This window comes from Paenibacillus pabuli (assembly GCF_039831995.1).
GTDB classification, from domain to species: domain Bacteria; phylum Bacillota; class Bacilli; order Paenibacillales; family Paenibacillaceae; genus Paenibacillus; species Paenibacillus pabuli_C.
In genome coordinates this window covers 274,805-293,324 of sequence record NZ_JBDOIO010000004.1, presented here as the reverse complement: position 1 = coordinate 293,324, position 18,520 = coordinate 274,805, and the positions used below count along the sequence as shown (strand labels likewise).

Annotated in this window: 16 protein-coding genes; 9 read left to right on the top strand and 7 right to left on the bottom strand. The window is 46.7% G+C overall.

Features of this window, described 5'->3' with window-relative positions; all coding sequences use genetic code 11:
• Positions 1-189 precede the first annotated feature (189 nt).
• Positions 190-2,946, top strand: a complete 2,757-nt coding sequence (locus ABGV42_RS20955) for an endo-beta-N-acetylglucosaminidase (RefSeq protein WP_347383515.1) — start codon at positions 190-192, stop codon at positions 2,944-2,946.
• A gap of 100 nt (positions 2,947-3,046) precedes the next feature.
• Here the strand turns inward: ABGV42_RS20955 and ABGV42_RS20950 are convergent, their stop codons facing one another.
• Both ABGV42_RS20950 and ABGV42_RS20945 read right to left on the bottom strand, forming a co-directional pair.
• Positions 3,047-4,582 carry a helicase DnaB gene (locus ABGV42_RS20950; protein ID WP_347383514.1) on the bottom strand — a complete coding sequence of 512 codons (1,536 nt, stop codon included), beginning with the start codon at positions 4,580-4,582 and terminating at the stop codon, positions 3,047-3,049.
• A gap of 359 nt (positions 4,583-4,941) precedes the next feature.
• Positions 4,942-5,235 carry a YuiB family protein gene (locus ABGV42_RS20945; RefSeq protein ID WP_347383513.1) on the bottom strand — a complete coding sequence of 98 codons (294 nt, stop codon included), beginning with the start codon at positions 5,233-5,235 and terminating at the stop codon, positions 4,942-4,944.
• Positions 5,236-5,488: 253 nt separating this feature from the next.
• Between ABGV42_RS20945 and hemQ the strand changes: the two genes are divergently transcribed.
• Positions 5,489-6,235, top strand: a complete 747-nt coding sequence (hemQ, locus tag ABGV42_RS20940; protein WP_347383512.1) for a hydrogen peroxide-dependent heme synthase — start codon at positions 5,489-5,491, stop codon at positions 6,233-6,235.
• Between the two features lie 93 nt (positions 6,236-6,328).
• Here hemQ and ABGV42_RS20935 read toward each other — a convergent pair whose 3' ends face one another.
• Together ABGV42_RS20935 and ABGV42_RS20930 are read right to left on the bottom strand one after the other, a co-directional pair.
• On the bottom strand, positions 6,329-6,586 hold the full coding sequence (locus ABGV42_RS20935; RefSeq protein ID WP_095361278.1) for a hypothetical protein: 258 nt from the start codon (positions 6,584-6,586) through the stop codon (positions 6,329-6,331).
• Positions 6,583-7,776 (bottom strand): NAD(P)/FAD-dependent oxidoreductase, encoded by a 1,194-nt coding sequence (locus ABGV42_RS20930; RefSeq protein ID WP_095361277.1) that lies wholly within the window; start codon positions 7,774-7,776, stop codon positions 6,583-6,585. Before ABGV42_RS20930 ends, ABGV42_RS20935 begins: the two co-directional genes overlap by 4 nt.
• A 558-nt stretch (positions 7,777-8,334) precedes the next feature.
• Here ABGV42_RS20930 and ABGV42_RS20925 point away from each other — a divergent pair.
• Both ABGV42_RS20925 and ABGV42_RS20920 read left to right on the top strand, forming a co-directional pair.
• The gene (locus ABGV42_RS20925) at positions 8,335-9,309 is read left to right on the top strand and encodes an NAD(P)/FAD-dependent oxidoreductase (protein ID WP_431523685.1); all 975 of its coding nucleotides are present in this window, start codon (positions 8,335-8,337) and stop codon (positions 9,307-9,309) included.
• A gap of 74 nt (positions 9,310-9,383) precedes the next feature.
• Positions 9,384-9,635, top strand: a complete 252-nt coding sequence (locus ABGV42_RS20920; RefSeq protein ID WP_347383510.1) for a hypothetical protein — start codon at positions 9,384-9,386, stop codon at positions 9,633-9,635.
• Between the two features lie 21 nt (positions 9,636-9,656).
• Here ABGV42_RS20920 and ABGV42_RS20915 read toward each other — a convergent pair whose 3' ends face one another.
• The gene (locus ABGV42_RS20915) at positions 9,657-9,800 is read right to left on the bottom strand and encodes a sporulation histidine kinase inhibitor Sda (RefSeq protein WP_017692430.1); all 144 of its coding nucleotides are present in this window, start codon (positions 9,798-9,800) and stop codon (positions 9,657-9,659) included.
• A 353-nt stretch (positions 9,801-10,153) separates the two neighbouring features.
• Entirely contained in the window at positions 10,154-10,813 is a 660-nt protein-coding gene (locus tag ABGV42_RS20910) for a YheC/YheD family protein (protein ID WP_347383509.1), read from the bottom strand.
• A gap of 236 nt (positions 10,814-11,049) precedes the next feature.
• Here ABGV42_RS20910 and ABGV42_RS20905 point away from each other — a divergent pair, with 236 nt between their 5' ends.
• Together ABGV42_RS20905 and ABGV42_RS20900 are read left to right on the top strand one after the other, a co-directional pair.
• Positions 11,050-11,304: a hypothetical protein gene (locus tag ABGV42_RS20905; RefSeq protein WP_347383508.1), complete on the top strand. Its 255-nt coding sequence runs from the start codon at positions 11,050-11,052 to the stop codon at positions 11,302-11,304.
• 25 nt (positions 11,305-11,329) lie between these two features.
• Positions 11,330-12,856: a Ppx/GppA phosphatase family protein gene (locus ABGV42_RS20900; protein ID WP_347383507.1), complete on the top strand. Its 1,527-nt coding sequence runs from the start codon at positions 11,330-11,332 to the stop codon at positions 12,854-12,856.
• Here the strand turns inward: ABGV42_RS20900 and ppk1 are convergent.
• Complete coding sequence (ppk1, locus tag ABGV42_RS20895; protein WP_347383506.1) at positions 12,816-14,897, bottom strand: polyphosphate kinase 1; 2,082 nt, start codon at positions 14,895-14,897, stop codon at positions 12,816-12,818. The two genes, ABGV42_RS20900 and ppk1, sit on opposite strands and share 41 nt — an antisense overlap.
• A 248-nt stretch (positions 14,898-15,145) precedes the next feature.
• Between ppk1 and ABGV42_RS20890 the strand changes: the two genes are divergently transcribed.
• The 3 genes from ABGV42_RS20890 (at position 15,146) to ABGV42_RS20880 (ending at position 18,168) form a co-directional block, all read left to right on the top strand.
• On the top strand, positions 15,146-15,373 hold the full coding sequence (locus ABGV42_RS20890) for a hypothetical protein (protein WP_347383505.1): 228 nt from the start codon (positions 15,146-15,148) through the stop codon (positions 15,371-15,373).
• Between the two features lie 483 nt (positions 15,374-15,856).
• Positions 15,857-16,894 carry an acyltransferase family protein gene (locus ABGV42_RS20885; protein ID WP_347383504.1) on the top strand — a complete coding sequence of 346 codons (1,038 nt, stop codon included), beginning with the start codon at positions 15,857-15,859 and terminating at the stop codon, positions 16,892-16,894.
• Between the two features lie 224 nt (positions 16,895-17,118).
• Entirely contained in the window at positions 17,119-18,168 is a 1,050-nt protein-coding gene (locus ABGV42_RS20880; protein ID WP_431523662.1) for a glycoside hydrolase family 53 protein, read from the top strand.
• Positions 18,169-18,520: the final 352 nt, after the last annotated feature.

The following is an 18,520-nucleotide window of genomic DNA, read 5'->3' as shown; positions in this document are numbered from 1 at the left end:
GTTGTCCTATCTGAATTATATCATTTGCCCTCTGACATTAACTTCTCACCTCGAACTTTTCTTTAGTTTATACCTGCCTTTCTTTAATTTCGCCCTATTTGAAAATGCTTTCATGCTCTATCGTTAACCATAAGTTTATATTTGTGTAAACGAATACCTTACATTCAGTCCACTTGAAGGAGGAACAGCATGACACGCAAACTCAAACCGAAAGGCATCATTCCCAAGGTAACTGCACTGGCCATTACGTCAGCCCTGCTCGGACAATTGGTCGCCTCATCTGTCTATGCGGGAGATACACTCCCCTACACAGGTGACAGTGCCAAAGGCGTTAATCAGCCCTATCAGCATGGCTACACCTCTGCCCAGATTCTGAACTGGACACCCGAGAGTGATATCTATGGAGAACTGCTTCGTGCACATGTCCCATTGCAGCCGCGTAATGACGCCTTTGCCGCCACACAGGCCTACCCCGAACTTAGTCCGGACACCCAGCTGTTTACGATGAGTGGTGATTACGGCAATGCGTTCTTCGACAGTACCCCTTATACCAACGAGTTTAGCCAGTATCTGTTCAATTATTGGCAATATACAGACTATTACAGCTATTGGCATGGTATGGCTTCTGCCGGAGTGCCGGAAGAGCTGTACGACCCGAACAAGGAGTGGACAGAGCGATATTTCGAGTTTGGCATTCTGAACATTCCAAACCCGGCTTACACCAATGCCGCGCACAAAAACGGCGTTCGTTCCATCGCTAACATTTTCTTCTCCGACAATGACCGTGGTCCTCAAACGTACAAGCAGATGCTCGTACAGGATGAAGACGGCAATTTCCCGGTCGCTGTCAAATTGGCGGAGATGGCCAAGTATTATAATTATGATGGATACTTCTTCAATCAGGAAGAGGTAGCGAAGGGCGTTGCTCCTGAAGACATTCCATCCTACAAAAAATTCATGCAATATTTAAGAGATCAGGGCCTCTATGTCCAGTGGTATGATTCTACCATTAATACGACAGGACAGATTCAATACCAGAATGAGTTCAACGAACTCAATAGCCCCTTCGTACAGGACACGGCCTTGGGCAGAGTTTCGGATTCCATTTTCCTGAACTATGTCTGGAACCATGAGATGCTGCAGGATTCACGTGATCATGCCGTTAGCCTTGGACTTGATCCGCTGGAAACAGTCTTCGCCGGAGTTGAAGGCGGCCATGACCGGTTTGGACGCTGGAAACAGCTCTATGACCTGCGCAACAATCTGGATGAGAACGGCCAGCCGATGAACAGCATAGCAACGCTGGGTGCAGACTTTACCCATAATGCCCTTGATGAAGAGATGGGCGATGGCAGCACTAATCACAGGGCTGAAGACGAATATCAGTGGATGACCTTTGTACGCGATCGTGCCTGGTGGTCAGGACCGAATCAGGACCCTAGCGAAGCCCGCCGCAATGCATCGGTTGATCTGTCGGATGTCTATGCTTCCGGCGCCAATTGGGACGGCATAGCTGCCTACCTTACGGAACGTTCGGTCATTAATGGTTCAAACTTTACTACGAATTTCAATACAGGACATGGTCTGCAATATTATGAAAACGGGAAGGTATCCAATGATACCGAATGGTCCAACATCAACATCCAGGATATCCCTGTCACCTGGCAGTGGTGGATGGATAGCGAAGGTGATAAGCTGAGTGTTGATTTTGACTATGGTCCAACTTATGAAAAAGGTGCCCGTTACGAATACGATTCCATTGGTGCCTTCAACGGTGGCAGTTCTCTCGTCGTTAACGGTGATCTGAACGCGGAGAACTTCCTGCGTCTGTACAAAACTGATCTATCGGTTAATGCGAAGTCTACATTGGAACTCACTTATAACAAACCATCGAAGAGCGATACGTCCACCCTGCAAGTCGGTTTAATTCTGGAAGATGATCCATCCCATGTGGTCAAAGTCAATATTCCGAATTCAGGCAAACAAACGAAAGGCTGGACAACAGCTTCCCTGGATTTGAGTGCCTTTGCGGGCCAAAAAATTGCGGCTTTCGGACTGGTATTTGACCCAAATGGGATAACGGTTGAAAATTATCAGATGAACATCGGTGAAATCCGTATCTTCGATGGATCTGCGGCCAAACCAGATGCCCCTACAGGTTTCCACATCGCCAAGTCTTTGACCAATACAGATGAACTCGTTGTGGAATGGGATATCGAAGATTATTCGAAGGTTAAACAATACAATTTATATGAAAATGGGTCCTATGTTGGCGGAATTTATGATTCCACCTATTACATTAAATCTTTGAAAAATCGCTCTGGTGAGCTATCTATTCGTGCCGTAGGCGCAGATGGCCGTGAGAGCGAGCCTGCCACCCTGTCCTATAATTTGGATGCAGCCGTTCAGGACATTCAAGTGAAATTCAACAAACAGGGCGACGCTACCGTCAGCTGGAAATATCCTAAGAAAACCAAAGGCAAAGAAGCGATCGAGCTCACGCTGCAAACCGAATATACGACTGAACCCTTCACGAAGACCATTCAGGTCAAAAAAGGGAAATCTTCTGCTGTCCTGACGGGATTGCCAACGAATGGTGAACATTACGAGCTCAACATTGCCATTGGTAACCAAAAACCGGTCACGTATACTGGACAACTGGCTGATCATCAGATTACACCATACGCTAAGGAAAAGGTGACGGTAAATGATGGAAAATACACACTTGCCCTGCCTGATCTGGAGGACTGGTACAAGATCTATGTTTATGAAAATGAAGTGCCTCGCGAATTCGGGGTGACTTACGTTACTCAAAAATTCCCGTATATCATTCGGGGAAGAACAAAGTTGAGCGAGATGACCTTCACACCTGCATCCAGCAGCAGCTCGCTGAAGCTCGTTATTGAAGATTATGCAGGCAATAAGGCAACCACCATTTTGAGATAGACGATTTCAGCATATTTGCAATGCAGATCGTCTTACATGCAAAAAGGCGGGCCTCCTTTTAATAAGGAGACTCGCCTTTTGTTTTTAATCCATAATATTATTAGGAAGTTCCTTTTTGCTTGCTCGCCTGCATCTGCTGGGCGAATCTCATCATCTCTTCGAACTCTTCCTCGGATACGCCATCGCTTTCAGCTGCAACATCTTGCACAATCGGGATTTCGGGCTTGGCTTTGGCTCCTTTGCCGTATGTACGGGTACGGGTTCCGGCTGCACCAGCAGCCTGCTTGCCTTTTACCTTGGCCTGGTCACGAATATATTGGACTGCCTTCTCATATGAATTGACCTGCTTGAGCAGCATATTGGAAGCAATCGCTTCAACGAAGTTGCGGTTAATCCGCTGTTCTCCGCCCGACACAAGGAGCTGCATCAAGTAATGGATAAGAACATTAATGACTTCACCAGGCAGCTTATAGCTCAGATCAATTTTCTCAAAGATATCGACCAGATTATCCGGCACGGCACCTGGGAAAAAGGTCTGTAACAGTCGTGTATATGGCTCATTGCGAAGCATCATGTTGTATTGATGAATATCGCATTTGGTTGCAAACTGCGGCGGAACCTCTACATAGTATTCCATCTGCACCACATGTTCCACTGGCGGTTCCCCGGAATCATTCTGCTGCTCAGGCTCCTCCAGATGCTGCCTTAGCGCTACCACTTTAGCTGCCTGTACAGTCTGCTGCTCCAGACGCTTCTTCGTCTGACGGAACTGCAAGCTTGCCTTGTGCTGAAGATCGTCCAACATGAGCTGGCCTTGCGGGCTGAAGATATCATCCTCATCCAGTAAACGGCACACGTCCTGCACACTGAGATTGAACTTGTTCACCACATAATTCACAATGCCCAGCTGCTCGTGATCAAACCGGAGCTTTTCCACATGACGACGGTTCACCGACTCGCGCGGAAAACGCAAAATAATGTCGGCATAATTCAACGTAAGCTCTTCCGCCGCGACACTTGTCCCATTCCGCTGAGCGGATGTGGATACTTCCGAGAGCGCCTGCTCCAGCTCGTAATCTATAACATGCGTATTCAGTTCGAATATATCGTAAAAAGGAACCGAGATATTTTCTTTGCTCGCTGCTGGATAAGGTGCGTCCCCGTTCTCCACTGCCGAAAATCCGGAACGAAGAGAGAGAACAGCAAACTTGCCGATCTTGTCACGAAGCAGCAGTGTCAAGTGCTGTGTACGGAAGAATTCAGCCGGAGACAGCGGTGGCTGCAGCTCATATTCGTAGATGTAATCATCATTTTCCGGAATGTAAAGGCGTGACGTCTGAAGCAATCCGACCGCTTCCAGCTTGGAAGCCTGCTCCACCAAATACTTGCGGCCCTTCTCACTTGGCTCGAGTCCAAGTGTCATGAACAGTTTACGTTGCTGTTCAAGGGGCGAGTAACCGACCTGTTCACCGGGAAGATGCTGAAACAACAGCCGATACAAGCCAATCGCGAAAGCACCTACCATGGGCTGATATGCTCCGGTAAGCATACGGTCGTCCAGAGCACTAAGTCCAAACTCCCTGTATACGCAGTAGCGATGATGTTCAGTATAATGCAGCAAATTCTTCATGCGCATGGCTTGATCTCCTTCTCCCCAAAAGTGTGTTTATCTATTCTATCATAAATGCCTGATCTTCAAATGTTCAAAAACAGGTAAAAAAACGGCCTGTTCTCGCTCCGTTTCGTCCTAGGTCGACAGCATTCACGTTTTCGCAGAGTTGCTAGATTACTATAAAAGCTCCAGCCCTATAAAACAAGTGAAACTATTTAGAAAATGTTATCCACATGTATATGCAGCTCAGCGGTTCGCTTATGCTCTTTTTCATCACAATGACAAAAAGCCCTCCCTTTGCTCGCGTAAGCGGTTACGAGAAAGGCAAGGCTCTTTGTTCAATTAGCCGTGGCAGTCAGGCCATGATACGAAGCTCCGGCCTGTTAAAACATTTTATACCCGCCCAGTCGAAGTTTGCGGATGGTCCAACCACTGATGATGGCTCCTGCGAGCCCGGCCACGCCGGTCAGATAATCCACGATCTGGAACGAGCCCAGATGGGACATCAGTGAAGCCGTGTGATCCCACAAGGAATACACCACGACAGGCAGGATCACAATGATGAACAGGTAAGACGGAAACCAGGTGGTCTTCATCAACATGTTCAGAATGAAACCGATCCCAAACATCATTACGAAAAATAACACCATCAATACCAGCACCGGTATAAACTGCATCGGGTGACATTCACCTCTTCTTATGAACTCAGGGCTTATTTTGCATAACTTACTGTATTTTCTTCTCTGGCTAGTAGTTAGTGTACCGCAAAAAATGTGGCGAAGCAACGAACTTTCTGGATAAATCCTCCTATATTCATGTTCTCTTCATTTGCCCTTGTGGTTGATGTTGGGATACAATGTAAACGATATAGTTTTTCTTAACCGTCCCTCATGGGATTTGGAAATATAAACTGCAGGAGGAACAGAACCAATGAACGAAGCCGCATCAACATTGGAGGGCTGGTATGCCCTGCATGACTTCCGCTCGATTAACTGGGCCGCTTGGAAAGCAGCCGATGACGAGGAACGTGCCGTAGCACTGGACGAGCTTCAGGAGTTTTGGAAAGAATGGAAGGGTGTCGAGGATTCCTCAAAAGGAAGCACTGTGGTCTACACCGTAGTCGGCCAAAAAGCTGACCTTGTCATGATGCACCTGCGTGAAACACTAGAGGATCTCAAGGCAGTCGAGAACGCGTTCAACAAAACGATGTTTGCACAATACACCACCAAATCGTATTCCTACGTCAGCGTTGTGGAACTGAGCAACTATCTTGGCAAAGAAGGCGAAGATCCGATGCAAAACCCGGAAATCGTTGCACGTCTCAAGCCGATTTTGCCACAGCGCCAGTATATCTGCTTCTACCCAATGAACAAAAAACGCGAATTGGCCGACAACTGGTACATGCTGTCCATGGACGAACGCCGCAGCATGATGCGCAGCCACGGCATGATTGGTCGCAGCTATGCGGGTAAAGTTAAACAGATCATTACCGGATCCGTTGGTTTCGACGATTGGGAATGGGGCGTTACCCTGTTTGCAGACGATGCACTCCAGTTCAAAAAACTGGTTTACGAAATGCGGTTTGATGAAGTTAGCGCACGTTATGGCGAATTCGGTTCGTTCTATGTGGGAAGCCTGCTGGGCGAAGGTTCGCTGGAAGACATGCTGAAACTGTAAGTAAAACACAAAGCACCGATGACACTCCCAAGGGGAAAGTCACCGGTGCTTTTTTATGGTATTCATTTTATCCAGAAATGTTCAAAACCCGAATTAATCCCGGTCCTCTTCTTCCTCCATTGCCTTGAGCGATTCCAGGAACTCGGCCGTGGCCCGGTCACGATCCCGTCCCTTTTCCTTCAGCCGTTCAATTGCAGGCAGGATGAGGATATCGACTTCCTTTTGCACAATATAAGCGAGGTCATACTGGTTCTGCTCCTCCAGATAACCGCCGACCTGCATCAGGGCGTTATAACGATCCAGCTCATCACGCGTAAGCAGGCCGCGGACTTGAACACTGCAATGTCTCATCCAAAGAACCGCCCCTTCTTCAGCACGAGCGGAATTCCACCGATAATGAACAAATACCGGAGATCCACCAGTTTCTTCAGCTGGGCTGCTTTCCAGCCCTTGTATTTTTTGCCGCCAACCACGGCAATGGCTTCCCCTTTACCAAGCGAAGCAACCGTTCCCTTGCTGGTAAACACAAAAGGCTGTGGCTGTTTTTTGCGAATGGCAGCGACAACGTTTTTGGCACAGTTCACACCTTGCTGCATGGCAATCTGGGCTGTTGGTGGATATGGACGCCCTTCCCCATTAAATACGAGTGAATTGTCGCCAATAACATAGACATGCTCATGTCCCGGAGCTCGTAGATATTCATCCACTTTTACCCGGCCGCGCATCACTTCAAGGCCAGCCTGTTCAAGCAGCGCGTTACCGCGAATTCCACCGGTCCATACGACCGTAGCTGCATCAATTTTTTCCCCTTCACCAACGATGACGCCATCCGGCAAGCATTGCTTGATCGGAACGCCGATTTTGAAGGTCACGCCTTTTTTCTTGAGCACATTCATTGCATGCTCTACCAGCTCCGGATCGAAGCCAGGCAGGGCTGAAGGTGCTGCCTCTACGTTGTAGATATGCACATTTTTCGGGTTTACGTCGAATTCCTTGCACAGCTGCGGAATGCGGTCAGCAAGCTCCGCCACAAACTCGACTCCACTAAAACCTGCCCCACCCACGACAAACCGAATGCGGTTACGTTTATTATCGTTTTTGTACATGGCAAACTGATACTCAATATGCTCACGAATGAGTCGTACCGAGTTGATGCTGCGAATCGTCATGGCATGATCCAGCATGCCCGGAATACCAAAGGTCTCCGGTTCACCGCCAAGTCCAATGATCAGGTAATCATAGGATAATGTTCCATCTTCCAGAATGACCTTGCGATCCTGCAGACGAATCTCCTTCACCGACGACTTGACCAAATCAATCTTAAATTCATCAATCAGCTTGGAAATCGGCACCCTCGCATGCTCAATCGAATCCGTGCCGGCTGCTGGCATATGTAGGTGTGTTGTAATATAGTGATAATCATGCCGATTCACCAATGTGACGTCGGCTTCATTATAGTTTAATTCCTTCTGCAGCCGCTGGGCTGTTAAAATCCCGCCATAGCCCGCGCCGAGAATGACGATTTTGGGAATGCTGCTCATGTCTTAACCCCTTCCGGTTTCAATCACATCATCTACTTTTACAACGTTTTGCATCATCATTCGGGTAGCATACCTTCAGCTGTACTTACTACAAAATATGGATGAGGTCTTATCCATTATGACGACAAATGTTAACTTCACGAATTTATTTGAATATTTTGCATGTCGATGTCCAATTAAAGTTGTGAAATTATACACAAGAATCAACAAAATGCAGGTCTTGTCTTCGTTTTACAAATTGGCTTTTATTTAGACAAAAAAACACATAGTACAGGTCAAGAATATCTGTATTTCTGGTAAATATCAAGGTTTTTTTTGTTATCTTTCATAACCTTTCATTTCCAATTTCATCCTATTCTCACCTGATCTTCATCAATTGTTCCCAAGTTAGTCCAGTTACCAACTTTGCAACCCAGTTTACACCGTTTATAATGAGAAAGACAGTTCAGCAACAAACGCTGGCTACATGATGTGTCCGGCTATATTATTTCTGTTAACTACCTATTAAAATAAGAAAGGTGTTGTTGATTCTTGACTGCACAAACTGCCGGTCATGATATGACCGATTTGCTTATTATTGGTGGAGGCCCTGCGGGTCTGTTCGCCGCATTTTACGGAGGGATGCGTCAGGCATCCGTTACTCTGGTTGAAAGCATGCCACAACTTGGCGGACAATTGGCTGCCCTTTATCCTGAAAAATACATTTATGACGTTGCAGGGTTTCCCAAAGTAACGGCTCAGGAACTGGTAAACAACCTGATTGAGCAAATGAGCCACTTTAACCCGAATATCCGTCTTGAAGAAAAAGTAGTATCCGTTGAAAAACTGGACGAGCGTCATTTCATCGTCAAAACCGATGTGAACGAATATCATGCCAAAGCTGTAATTATCACTGCAGGTGTTGGCGCATTTGAACCGCGTCGTCTGGAGCTTGAAGGTGCAGCCAAGTTCGAGAAATCGAACCTGCATTACTTCATCAGTGATCTGAACGCCTTTGCGGGCAAAAAGGTGCTGATCAGTGGTGGCGGTGACTCTGCTGTAGACTGGGCACTTATGCTGGAACCGATCGCAGAACAGGTAACGCTGATTCATCGCCGTGACAAATTCCGTGCTCATGAGCACAGTGTGGAAAACCTGATGAATTCCAAGGTTAACGTGGTTACACCTACCGAAATCACGGAGCTCCATGGGGAAGAGACCATAACCAAAGTCACGCTGTCACACGTCAAAACCAAAGAAACACAAGAAATTGACGTGGATGCCGTTATCGTCAACTTTGGATTCGTATCATCGCTTGGACCGATTGCGGAGTGGGGCATCGAAATTGACAGCAACTCCATCGTCGTTGACTCACGTATGGAAACGTCCATTCCAGGCATCTTCGCTGCCGGGGATATCACCACTTACCCAGGCAAACTGAAGCTGATCGCTGTTGGATTCGGCGAAGCACCAACCGCAGTTAACAATGCGAAGGTTTACTTCGATCCGGATGCGAAGTTGTCCCCAGGACACAGCAGTAATATGAAACGATAGTTTTGTTCCAATCACATAAATGACACAAAAAAGGGTATCTTACTCCTGAACATTTAATATCAGGAGGGATACCCTTGTCTTATATATGCCCGCTGTGTAACGGTCTGGTTGTACCGGAGCAGGCTTGTCCCCACTGCCTTCAGGGACTGTCAGAATGCGGCAAATTGGACGATTACACCGGACCGTACAGCCCCTATTCGTTACAGACTTCCATGTTAGAAGAAGACGGAAACGAAAACGGTTGCATTCATATGTTGTACTGTCACCATTGCCACACAAGCACCCTTTGGTCTGTAGCACAATGGGACATGTCCGGAAACCTGTAGAATTGCCTGCAATGAGGATCTCTAGTGAAGAATGGCAGATACGTCGGTACCCAGTTTGCGCTTATGGATTTCTGCCAATAGCAGCGCGATGAAATCTCTCTCGAGATTTAGCTCAATCGCCTTATGGTAGGAATCCAATAACATCTCATCGGATAACATAGCCATTTCCCGCCACAACCTTTCCTTTTTTTTCCTCAAAACTATCATATCAGAGATTTATAAAGAGAACAAGCGTTCTGTTATCCACAAGGTTTTGTGGAAATCCTGTGCATAGGTTGTTGATAAATGGTAAAAATGTTGATTAAGCAGCGTGGATAATGTGGACATTAGTTATGCACAGGATCGTAACGTTTCTATTAGAACGCATGTCAGAGAATTTTTTTTAGCTTCAATTCATAGTTTTAAGATGTATTGCGAGTAAATTACCCAGTTTCATTTCATTTCAAACGTTTTCCAAAAGGTTTTCTCTATATGTTTATCGGTGTAATCTTGGTTTTTTTTATATTTTTTCACTATTTTTATTGGGGTCTGGTGTTCACTTCCAGAATCCATATCTTCCCGGAGTGATCCAGCCCATAATCGAATCCGAGCTGTCCGACTCCTGGAAACTGCCTTTCCATAATCTGCGTGCACGTCAACGTCAAAGAACGCATCTCCCGGCGTTTGTGTCTGCTGGATATATGAGGAAGAGATAGACCAAGGGCCCTTCTGCCTTGCAGCATCGTTCCCCCTTTGCTCAGATTGGTTACGCATAATCCGGGACGAGCCCACCGCCCTACCATGGACCGGAAAACCCAGCCTCGCTCGGTTTTGACGACTTTTACTCTGTAATCCACAGGCCTGCCCTGTATGGTCGCCAAATGGATTCCCTGTTGGATCAGGTATCTTCGTTTGACTTTAACCCGTACCAGAGAGCGATACATCTGACCGTAGTTGGTAAATGTACGTGTAACTTTCATATGCGTATAGCGGTAGCTTCCCCCGCTTGCCGATACCCTGATAACACCATAACCTCCGCCACCGACTACAGGTTTGATATACACCATTCCATATCGGCTGAGCATGAGCAGCAGATTTCTCGAATTAAATGCCATCGTCTGCGGGATATGGACGGCTGCTACCGGATATTTCATCAGTGCCGCCGTCTTCAGCCATTTGCTTGCAAGCTGTCTTGACATGGGTTAATCTCCTCTCCTGAACAATGGTCCTTTCATATACATACTCAACAGAAGCCGTCCTCTCTTGGATGTCTGTCCAAGGCGGTTGCCCCTTTTCCGTTGGAAGCGTCCATAGGCTTGTTTAAGTAAAAGCACACACGCCCGGTTTACTTTTCAAACGCATCAATCTGTCGTATGCTACTAAGGAATGTAATGGAAAGGCTTAAATATGAGGATCTAAGGAGCGTTCAGAAAATATGGAAGCATTTTTCAAATCACTGTATGGCATAGCCTATGTCGCCATGTCCATCGTGCTGGTCGCCGTCACAGTACTTCTTTTCGTTACAGGTATTCGGCTGTTTATGAAGAAACGCAATCGCGGTTTTGCCGTAAGCTGCATACTGTTTGCCTGTTTCATTGTCTTCATTATTGTGGTAATGCTGACCACGCCCTTCTCCTCCACCCCTCCAGGTTCACCGGAAGCCATGGCTGCACTGCTGCAACTTGGGTAGAATACCTGTCTAGAAGGAGATGCATATGAACTCAAAAGGAACTCTCGGCATTATCGATATTGGCTCCAACTCCATTCGTCTCGTCATTTACGAACTGGATCAGGAAGGAGCTTACCGGATCATTCATGAAGATAAATATGCTGCCCGCCTCAGCAACGTTGTTGAAGAGGATGGACAGATTCTGCGTCATTCGCTGGAACAAGCCATCACGGTCTTGCAGCAGTTCAAGGCTACTTGCGACGCATTCCAAACGAAAGTGATCCGTGCAGCGGCAACAGCTGCCATTCGCAATGCACGCAACGCTGCACAGATCATTGGCTGGCTTGAAGAGGAAACTGGACTTGAGATTGAATGTGCGTCCGGAGATCAGGAAGCGTATTACGGCTTTCTTGGGGTTATTCAATCCATTGATCTGCAGGATGGATATGTCGTGGATATCGGTGGCGGCAGTACCGAAGTCACCATATTTCGGGATCGCAAAAGACTTCACAGCATCTCTCTGCCTATCGGTGCCGTGAACTCGCATGCAAGGTATGGCAGGGAGGATTCCTGGTCTGAAGCCAATGTTGCTGCGCTGTGCAATAATGTCATTCAGGCACTAAAAGATCAGGATTGGGTCCGTCAGTATCCGGGTCTTCCGCTCATCGGTCTTGGTGGTACCATGCGTACTCTGGCCAAAATTGAGCAAAAAAGAACACAATACTCGTTACCGGTGACCCACCACTACGAGATCAGTGCTTCAGCCATGGAGAACCTGTCCAAATCACTGCCTTATCTGACATCGGGTCAGCGCAAAAAAGTGCCTGGTCTGGCGAAGGACCGTGCTGACATCATTGTGCCCGGTGTTCTGATTCTCAAAACGGTCTTCGAGATCATTCAAGGAGATCGTTATGTCGTAAGCGGAGCGGGACTACGAGACGGAATTCTGCGTGATCTGATGATTCCCTATCGCCCAGCCGCGCCTAGCGCACTGGAGGACAGCATCCGTAACTTCATTCATTTTGGCCCACCAGTCCCGGAGAAGAAGCTGAAACAAATACACCAGGATGCAGCTGTGCTCTATGAGATATTGGATGGGGACACACCCAAACCAGCAGATGCACGAATCCTGTATACCGCCTGCATGCTTCATGGAGCAGGAAAACAGATCAATTACTTCCGTTATCCCCAGCACTCGGCTTATTGGATCATGAATGCGGGCATATACGGACTTTCACACCGGGAGACCGTGCTGACAGCTATCGCAGCCGATTATCATCCCAAAAAAAGAACGCCCCAGCTGCTGAATAAGCACCGGGACATTCTGAAGGATTCGGATGAACGACACGCCCACCGATTGGGCTCCATTTTGCGCATAGCCGAAGCCATTCATCGTTCAGAGCGAATCGCTGCGATACGTGTAACCAAAGAAAACGGCTCGCTGCAGATCAAACTCATCTGTTCAGCCGAGCCGTTACTGGAAATGCATGGCCTCGAAGAGGCCACCAAGGATCTGGAAGAAGCCTGGGACGTTAAGTTAATATACTCCACTCTGCCGGCTTCCAAGGAATAATGCCCATTGCCTCCGTCTGACTTCTCAGCGGGGGCTTTTCGTTTTCCACAAATACATAATTGCCGCCAGGCATCAATTCCCTTGCCTTCACATTGTCATTCAGGGACAGATTCAGGATGTCGACAAGCATCTTCTTGAGTGACGGATCGAATACCGGGCACATCAGTTCAATTCTTCGTTTCAGATTCCGGGTCATCCAGTCTGCGCTGGAGATATACACATCCGGGTCCCCACTGTTCTCAAAGTAAAACAGACGAGAGTGCTCCAAAAATCGATCCACAATACTGATCACGCGAATATTTTCACTGAGCCCCTCAACACCTGGACGCAAGCAGCACACCCCGCGAACAATCAGATCGATCTGTACGCCAGCCTGGGAAGCAACATATAGTTCATCAATCATATCCTGGTGAGATAACGAGTTGATTTTGGCAATAATGCGGGCCCGTTTACCCTTAAGCGCATGCTCTGTCTCTCTCCGTATGAGTGAAAACAGTTCATCCTTCATGCCATCCGGAGCAACACGGAAAGCCTGCATCGCCTTCGGTCCGGAATAACCGGTTATCTCATTAAAGAGTTCGGACGCATCCTCACCGATAATCGGATTGGAGGTGAACAGTCCTACGTCTGTATACACCTTGGCCGTACTTTCGTTATAGTTGCCTGTTCCAACATGTACGTAACGTCTGAGACCACTCTGCTCCCTGCGCACGACAAGAATGATCTTTGCATGGGTCTTCAATCCAACCAAACCATATACAACGTGGCAGCCCGCCTTTTCCAGCTTACGGGCCCACGCAATGTTGCGTTCTTCATCAAAGCGTGCTTTCAACTCCACCACGACGGTCACTTGTTTGCCACTCTCTGCTGCATGAGCCAGTGCCGGAATGAGACGTGAATCCCCGTTTACCCGGTATAGCGTCATTTTGATGGCCATGACCCGCGGATCTTCCGAAGCTTCCAATATAAAATCAGTGACAGGTTCAAACGACTCATAGGGATGATGAACGAGTACATCCTGTTTGCGCAGCAGTTCGAAATGGCTCTCCCGCGGTAAAAATTCCGGCGGATATACCGGCTTCACTGGGCTATATTTCAAATGGGTAAAGCCATCAAGGCTGTCCACGAATCCAGCCAGGAAACTCAAATCCAATGGACCGTCAATTTCATATACCGGGTCCTGAATCTCGAATTCTTCCTGCAATTCATTCAGGGCATCCGAACGGAAATCCTTGCAGACTTCAAGCCGAACAGGAGCTCCCCGGCGCCGGCGCCGCAGTTCTTTCTCAATGGCTTCCAGCAAATCTTCCGCTTCCTCTTCATTAATGAAAAGATCCGCGTTACGGGTCAGCCGGAATTCCTGGACAGCCAGCGGGATATAACCGCTAAACAGAGTATGTGTATGATGTTTAATCAAATCTTCTATTAAAATGAATGTTTTCTTTTTGCTGTTCGCACGCAGAGGGACGGGAACGACACGCGGCAGATTGGATGGTACCTGAACAATCGCAAAAAATGGCTCATCCTCCTGCTCTTCTTCCTTCTGAAGCATCACGGCAAGGTAGACCGATTTATTATGCACCAGTGGAAATGGGCGGCTCTGATCCACGGCCATGGGGGTTAATACCGGGAAAATAATATCATGAAAATATTGATCCATTGCCCGTTGCTGTGTTCCATTAAGCTCGTTATACTCTTGTAGAACAATTCCCTTTTTGGCGAGCAGACGAATCAATTCCCGATACGTTTTATATTGCTCTGCCACCATAGCCCCTGTTCGTTTGATTAATCTCCGGTATAAACCGGACGGGGTGTATCCTGTGAAATCCTTTTGGGTAAATCCTGCTTTAATTTTCTCTTTCGTCTCCGCTACCCTTACACTCATGAACTCGTCCAGATTACTGGCTACAATTCCGAGGAATCTCAACCGTTCCAGCAGAGGTGTGGTAGGATCCTGAGCCTCCTGAAGCACACGACGATTAAATTCAACCCAGCTTAAATCACGGTTAACATAATTGCCTGTTTTAATATCTCTATGCATGTATGGCCTCCGAATGTGTTGCATATCAATCCTGTTTAGTTGGTTCTACTATAATTGTACTATCCGTGAATGCTTACAAGCGTCATCGCAGTGTAAAAGTAGTGTAAAATTTATGTAAATGATACCGCATGACGATAACTTTTTCCATCCCTTTACAAAGTGCAATAGACAGAGTAAAGTGAGGTACAGTGCGATTTGGTCCGGTTGCTGTCCTTATTCCAAATACGTCGTTATTAAAGGAGTATATAATGAAATCGAATAAACCTAGAACGTTACAAAAAAATATAGAATTTTTCACAGCTGCCCTGTCCCAATGTGTCGTAACGGCATGGCAAGAGGACCCGGCTGGTGTATATTGTGAAGTGGGTCGCGGGATTGTCGAGCGGATCAGCGAAGATAGCGTGCGTATTCATAACGAGAACGGAACGAAGAGTCATTACGCACGGGATATCACGATGTTCCAGACCGAAAAATAATTTGCATTAACACGAAAAAAAGACTAGCTTTCCGAAATCAGATGTTGTATACTCTTGCCACAAGGAAAGGAGGTGCGTCAACATTTCTAATCACATGTTGAACGTGTCCCTTACCCGATCCACTAGCTCAAATTAAATGAGACTGGTGGAGGCGCGGGATACGGATCAAGGTTTCAAAAAGCGCCACGGGTAGAAAAGCCGTCTTCGGACGGCTTTTTTTATTTGTCTTTTTTTTGCGTACGACCGAAATAGAATGAAAAGAAAATGAAATTTTCAAATTTTTCTTATCATATTGTCAATTAATTTATCAAGTGTTATGATTCAAATATCACGATGATACATTTTGTATCATAAATCGGAACACACTGGCTGTTAACCCTTGGTTTCATTTCAAAGGCTGTAACGAAAGGTGGGTTGTGAATACATACATGATACTCTTACCTCAATAGACAAATAATCATTTAAATTGGAGATGGTGTAGACGTGAGTAAGAACCATACGATTCACGGACTGCGTGGATTATGTGCACTAATGGTTTTTGTCGGACATGTTATATCCATGTCGATTAATGGCGGTTATCTTACTTTAAACGAGCACGCTACCTTGGTCTTGGCAGAAATCGGTGTTGATGTTTTTTTCATGATTAGTGGTTATCTCATTGTTCAAAGTTTAGTGAAACACGGGAAGATCGGACAGTTTGTCTATAATCGCATCATACGAATTTATCCTGTCTACCTCCCCTTGCTTGTCATTATGTTTGTGGCAGGGCCTGTCATTCAATTTGATTGGTTGGCCAATTTGACGGCTTCCGAATACATTTTGAATTTCATTTACGGATTGTTCATGCTTCCAGGTGTTTTTCCACTTGAAGAAGCTGTCCGAAATGCGAGAACACTCAGCTATGAATTTGCTTTTTATTTGGTCAGCGTCATTTTCTTCGTATCACTCCGGCCCCTTAACAACAAATACATGAAGTGGTTTCTGATTATACTGGGTCTTGTCATCAGCTTGGCAGTCGTCATTCGCATGCCGCGAGCACTGTTCTTTCTCACAGGAGTTTTGGCCTACTACGCTAGTGAAAAGTTTAATTTTCTCCCCTCCAAGTTACACTCGCTTTTAGCCTTAATCATCATTTATCTGGCTACGTACTTCGGGGATATTTATTTTTCCATCATTTTCGGCGTGTATTTCTTCTACCTGATCATCAAGGAGCACGGGGTTTTATCGAATGTAATGAGAACTGGCTTTTTCCAGTACTTCGGGACGATAAGCTACAGCTTTTATCTCCTGCATCCCTTTGCCCTATTTCCCTTCCAGCGTGTAATGGCACGTTTCAATCTGCCTGATTATGTATCGGTATCCATCACATTTGTGGCCGGTCTGATTATCGCAACCTTAATCTCTCATATTTCTTATGAGGTTATAGAAAATCGCTTCACCAATCGCTACCTCAAACGTAAAAAACGTCCTATCACACCTCATGTACCAACTCCAGCACCACAAACGACGCCGGTTAGTTGAAAACGAAAACTCTGCCTATGAACAAATGTGGTTCCTTACGATCGCAGAAAACATACCAGAAGCTGTCCCAATGCGGGGCGGCTTCCTTTCATATTACTGTTAAACCAATCAGCGGAGTGGTTTGAAAAACAACCAAAATATTGGAAATAAACCCTGTAGGGCACGGCACCTTCCACCTATAATTAGATTGCAACTCATTCTAATATTCAGGGAGGAATATTTTAATGTCCAGATTTGTAAGGGGTTACAAAACATCCATTGCACTTGTTCTCGTTCTATTGTTTACTTCCATTATGCTGCCTGCAGGTCAGCACGCAGGAGCAGCACCCAGCTTCGCCAAAGGGGCAGATATCAGTTGGGTACCGGGCATGGAAGCCCAAGGTTACAAATGGAAAGACAAAAATGGTGTACAGCGTGACATTATTGATATTTTGAAAAACGATTATCAGATCAATTCGGTTCGTATTCGGGTGTTCGTTAATCCTTCCAATGATTACGGCAACGGATATATGAATAAGGATCGCGCCGCTGCTTTGGCACAGCGGGCCAAAAATGCGGGCATGAGCGTCATGTTGACTTTGCACTACAGTGATTCATGGGCAGACCCTGGTCAACAAACCAAACCGGCAGCCTGGAAAAATTACACCTTCCAGCAGCTGATGGACGCAGTATGGAATCATACACGCGATGTGATGACGGCCATGCAGAGCAAAGGGGTGACGCCTGACTGGGTACAGATCGGAAACGAAACCAGCAACGGCATGTTATGGGAGGATGGTAAAGCTTCCACGAACATGAAAAATTACGCATGGCTGGTGAACACGGGGCATAATGCCGTGAAGTCCATGAGCACAGGAACCAAAACTATTGTCCATCTGGCAGGCGGAGACGACAATGCGCTGTATGTATGGAATATCGGCGGATTAATCAATAACGGTGCCAACTTCGATATGATTGCCATGTCCCTCTATCCTTCGGCTTCCGGATGGAACACAGCGGTGACGAACACGGTGAACAATGCGAAAGACCTGATCAATCGCTACGGCAAAGAAATCATCATCTCCGAGATTGGCATGGACAATAACCAAGCTGCTGCAGGCAAAAGCTTCGTAGCCGCCATGAAAAATCAAATCCGAAACCTGCCAAACGGCAAAGGTAAAGGCGTATTTTACTGGGAGCCGCAAGCCACTCCAGGGTATAACGGTGGTTACGGCAAAGGCGCTTGGCAGACGAATATGATGCCGACGGTGGTCATGGAAGGATTTATCGACTAGGCACTTTGAGTTGAAGTGAGCTTGGGCCGCGGTAGACGCTCCGGGAGCGGATCGTCTTCCGATCGCTGGTTGTCCCCTGATTTGTTTGAATTCCTCCTTTATCGGGGGAAATCCGGGGACAAACGCAAACGCTTCGCTTCAACAGAATCGATTCCTTCCCCTCCACTACATGCTGCTCCTGATGCGGCCTACTTCGAAAGTGTGGCCTAATCAAGTACGTATGGTCGAGCAAGGCAGAAAGGCGCTGATTCCTGTTGGGCAGCGCCTTTTTGCAATGCTTGGGCTGACGCAGTTGGTCTTTTGGCTTACATATGAATATAATAAGTTACAAAGATAAGCATCTAGTGTTCAC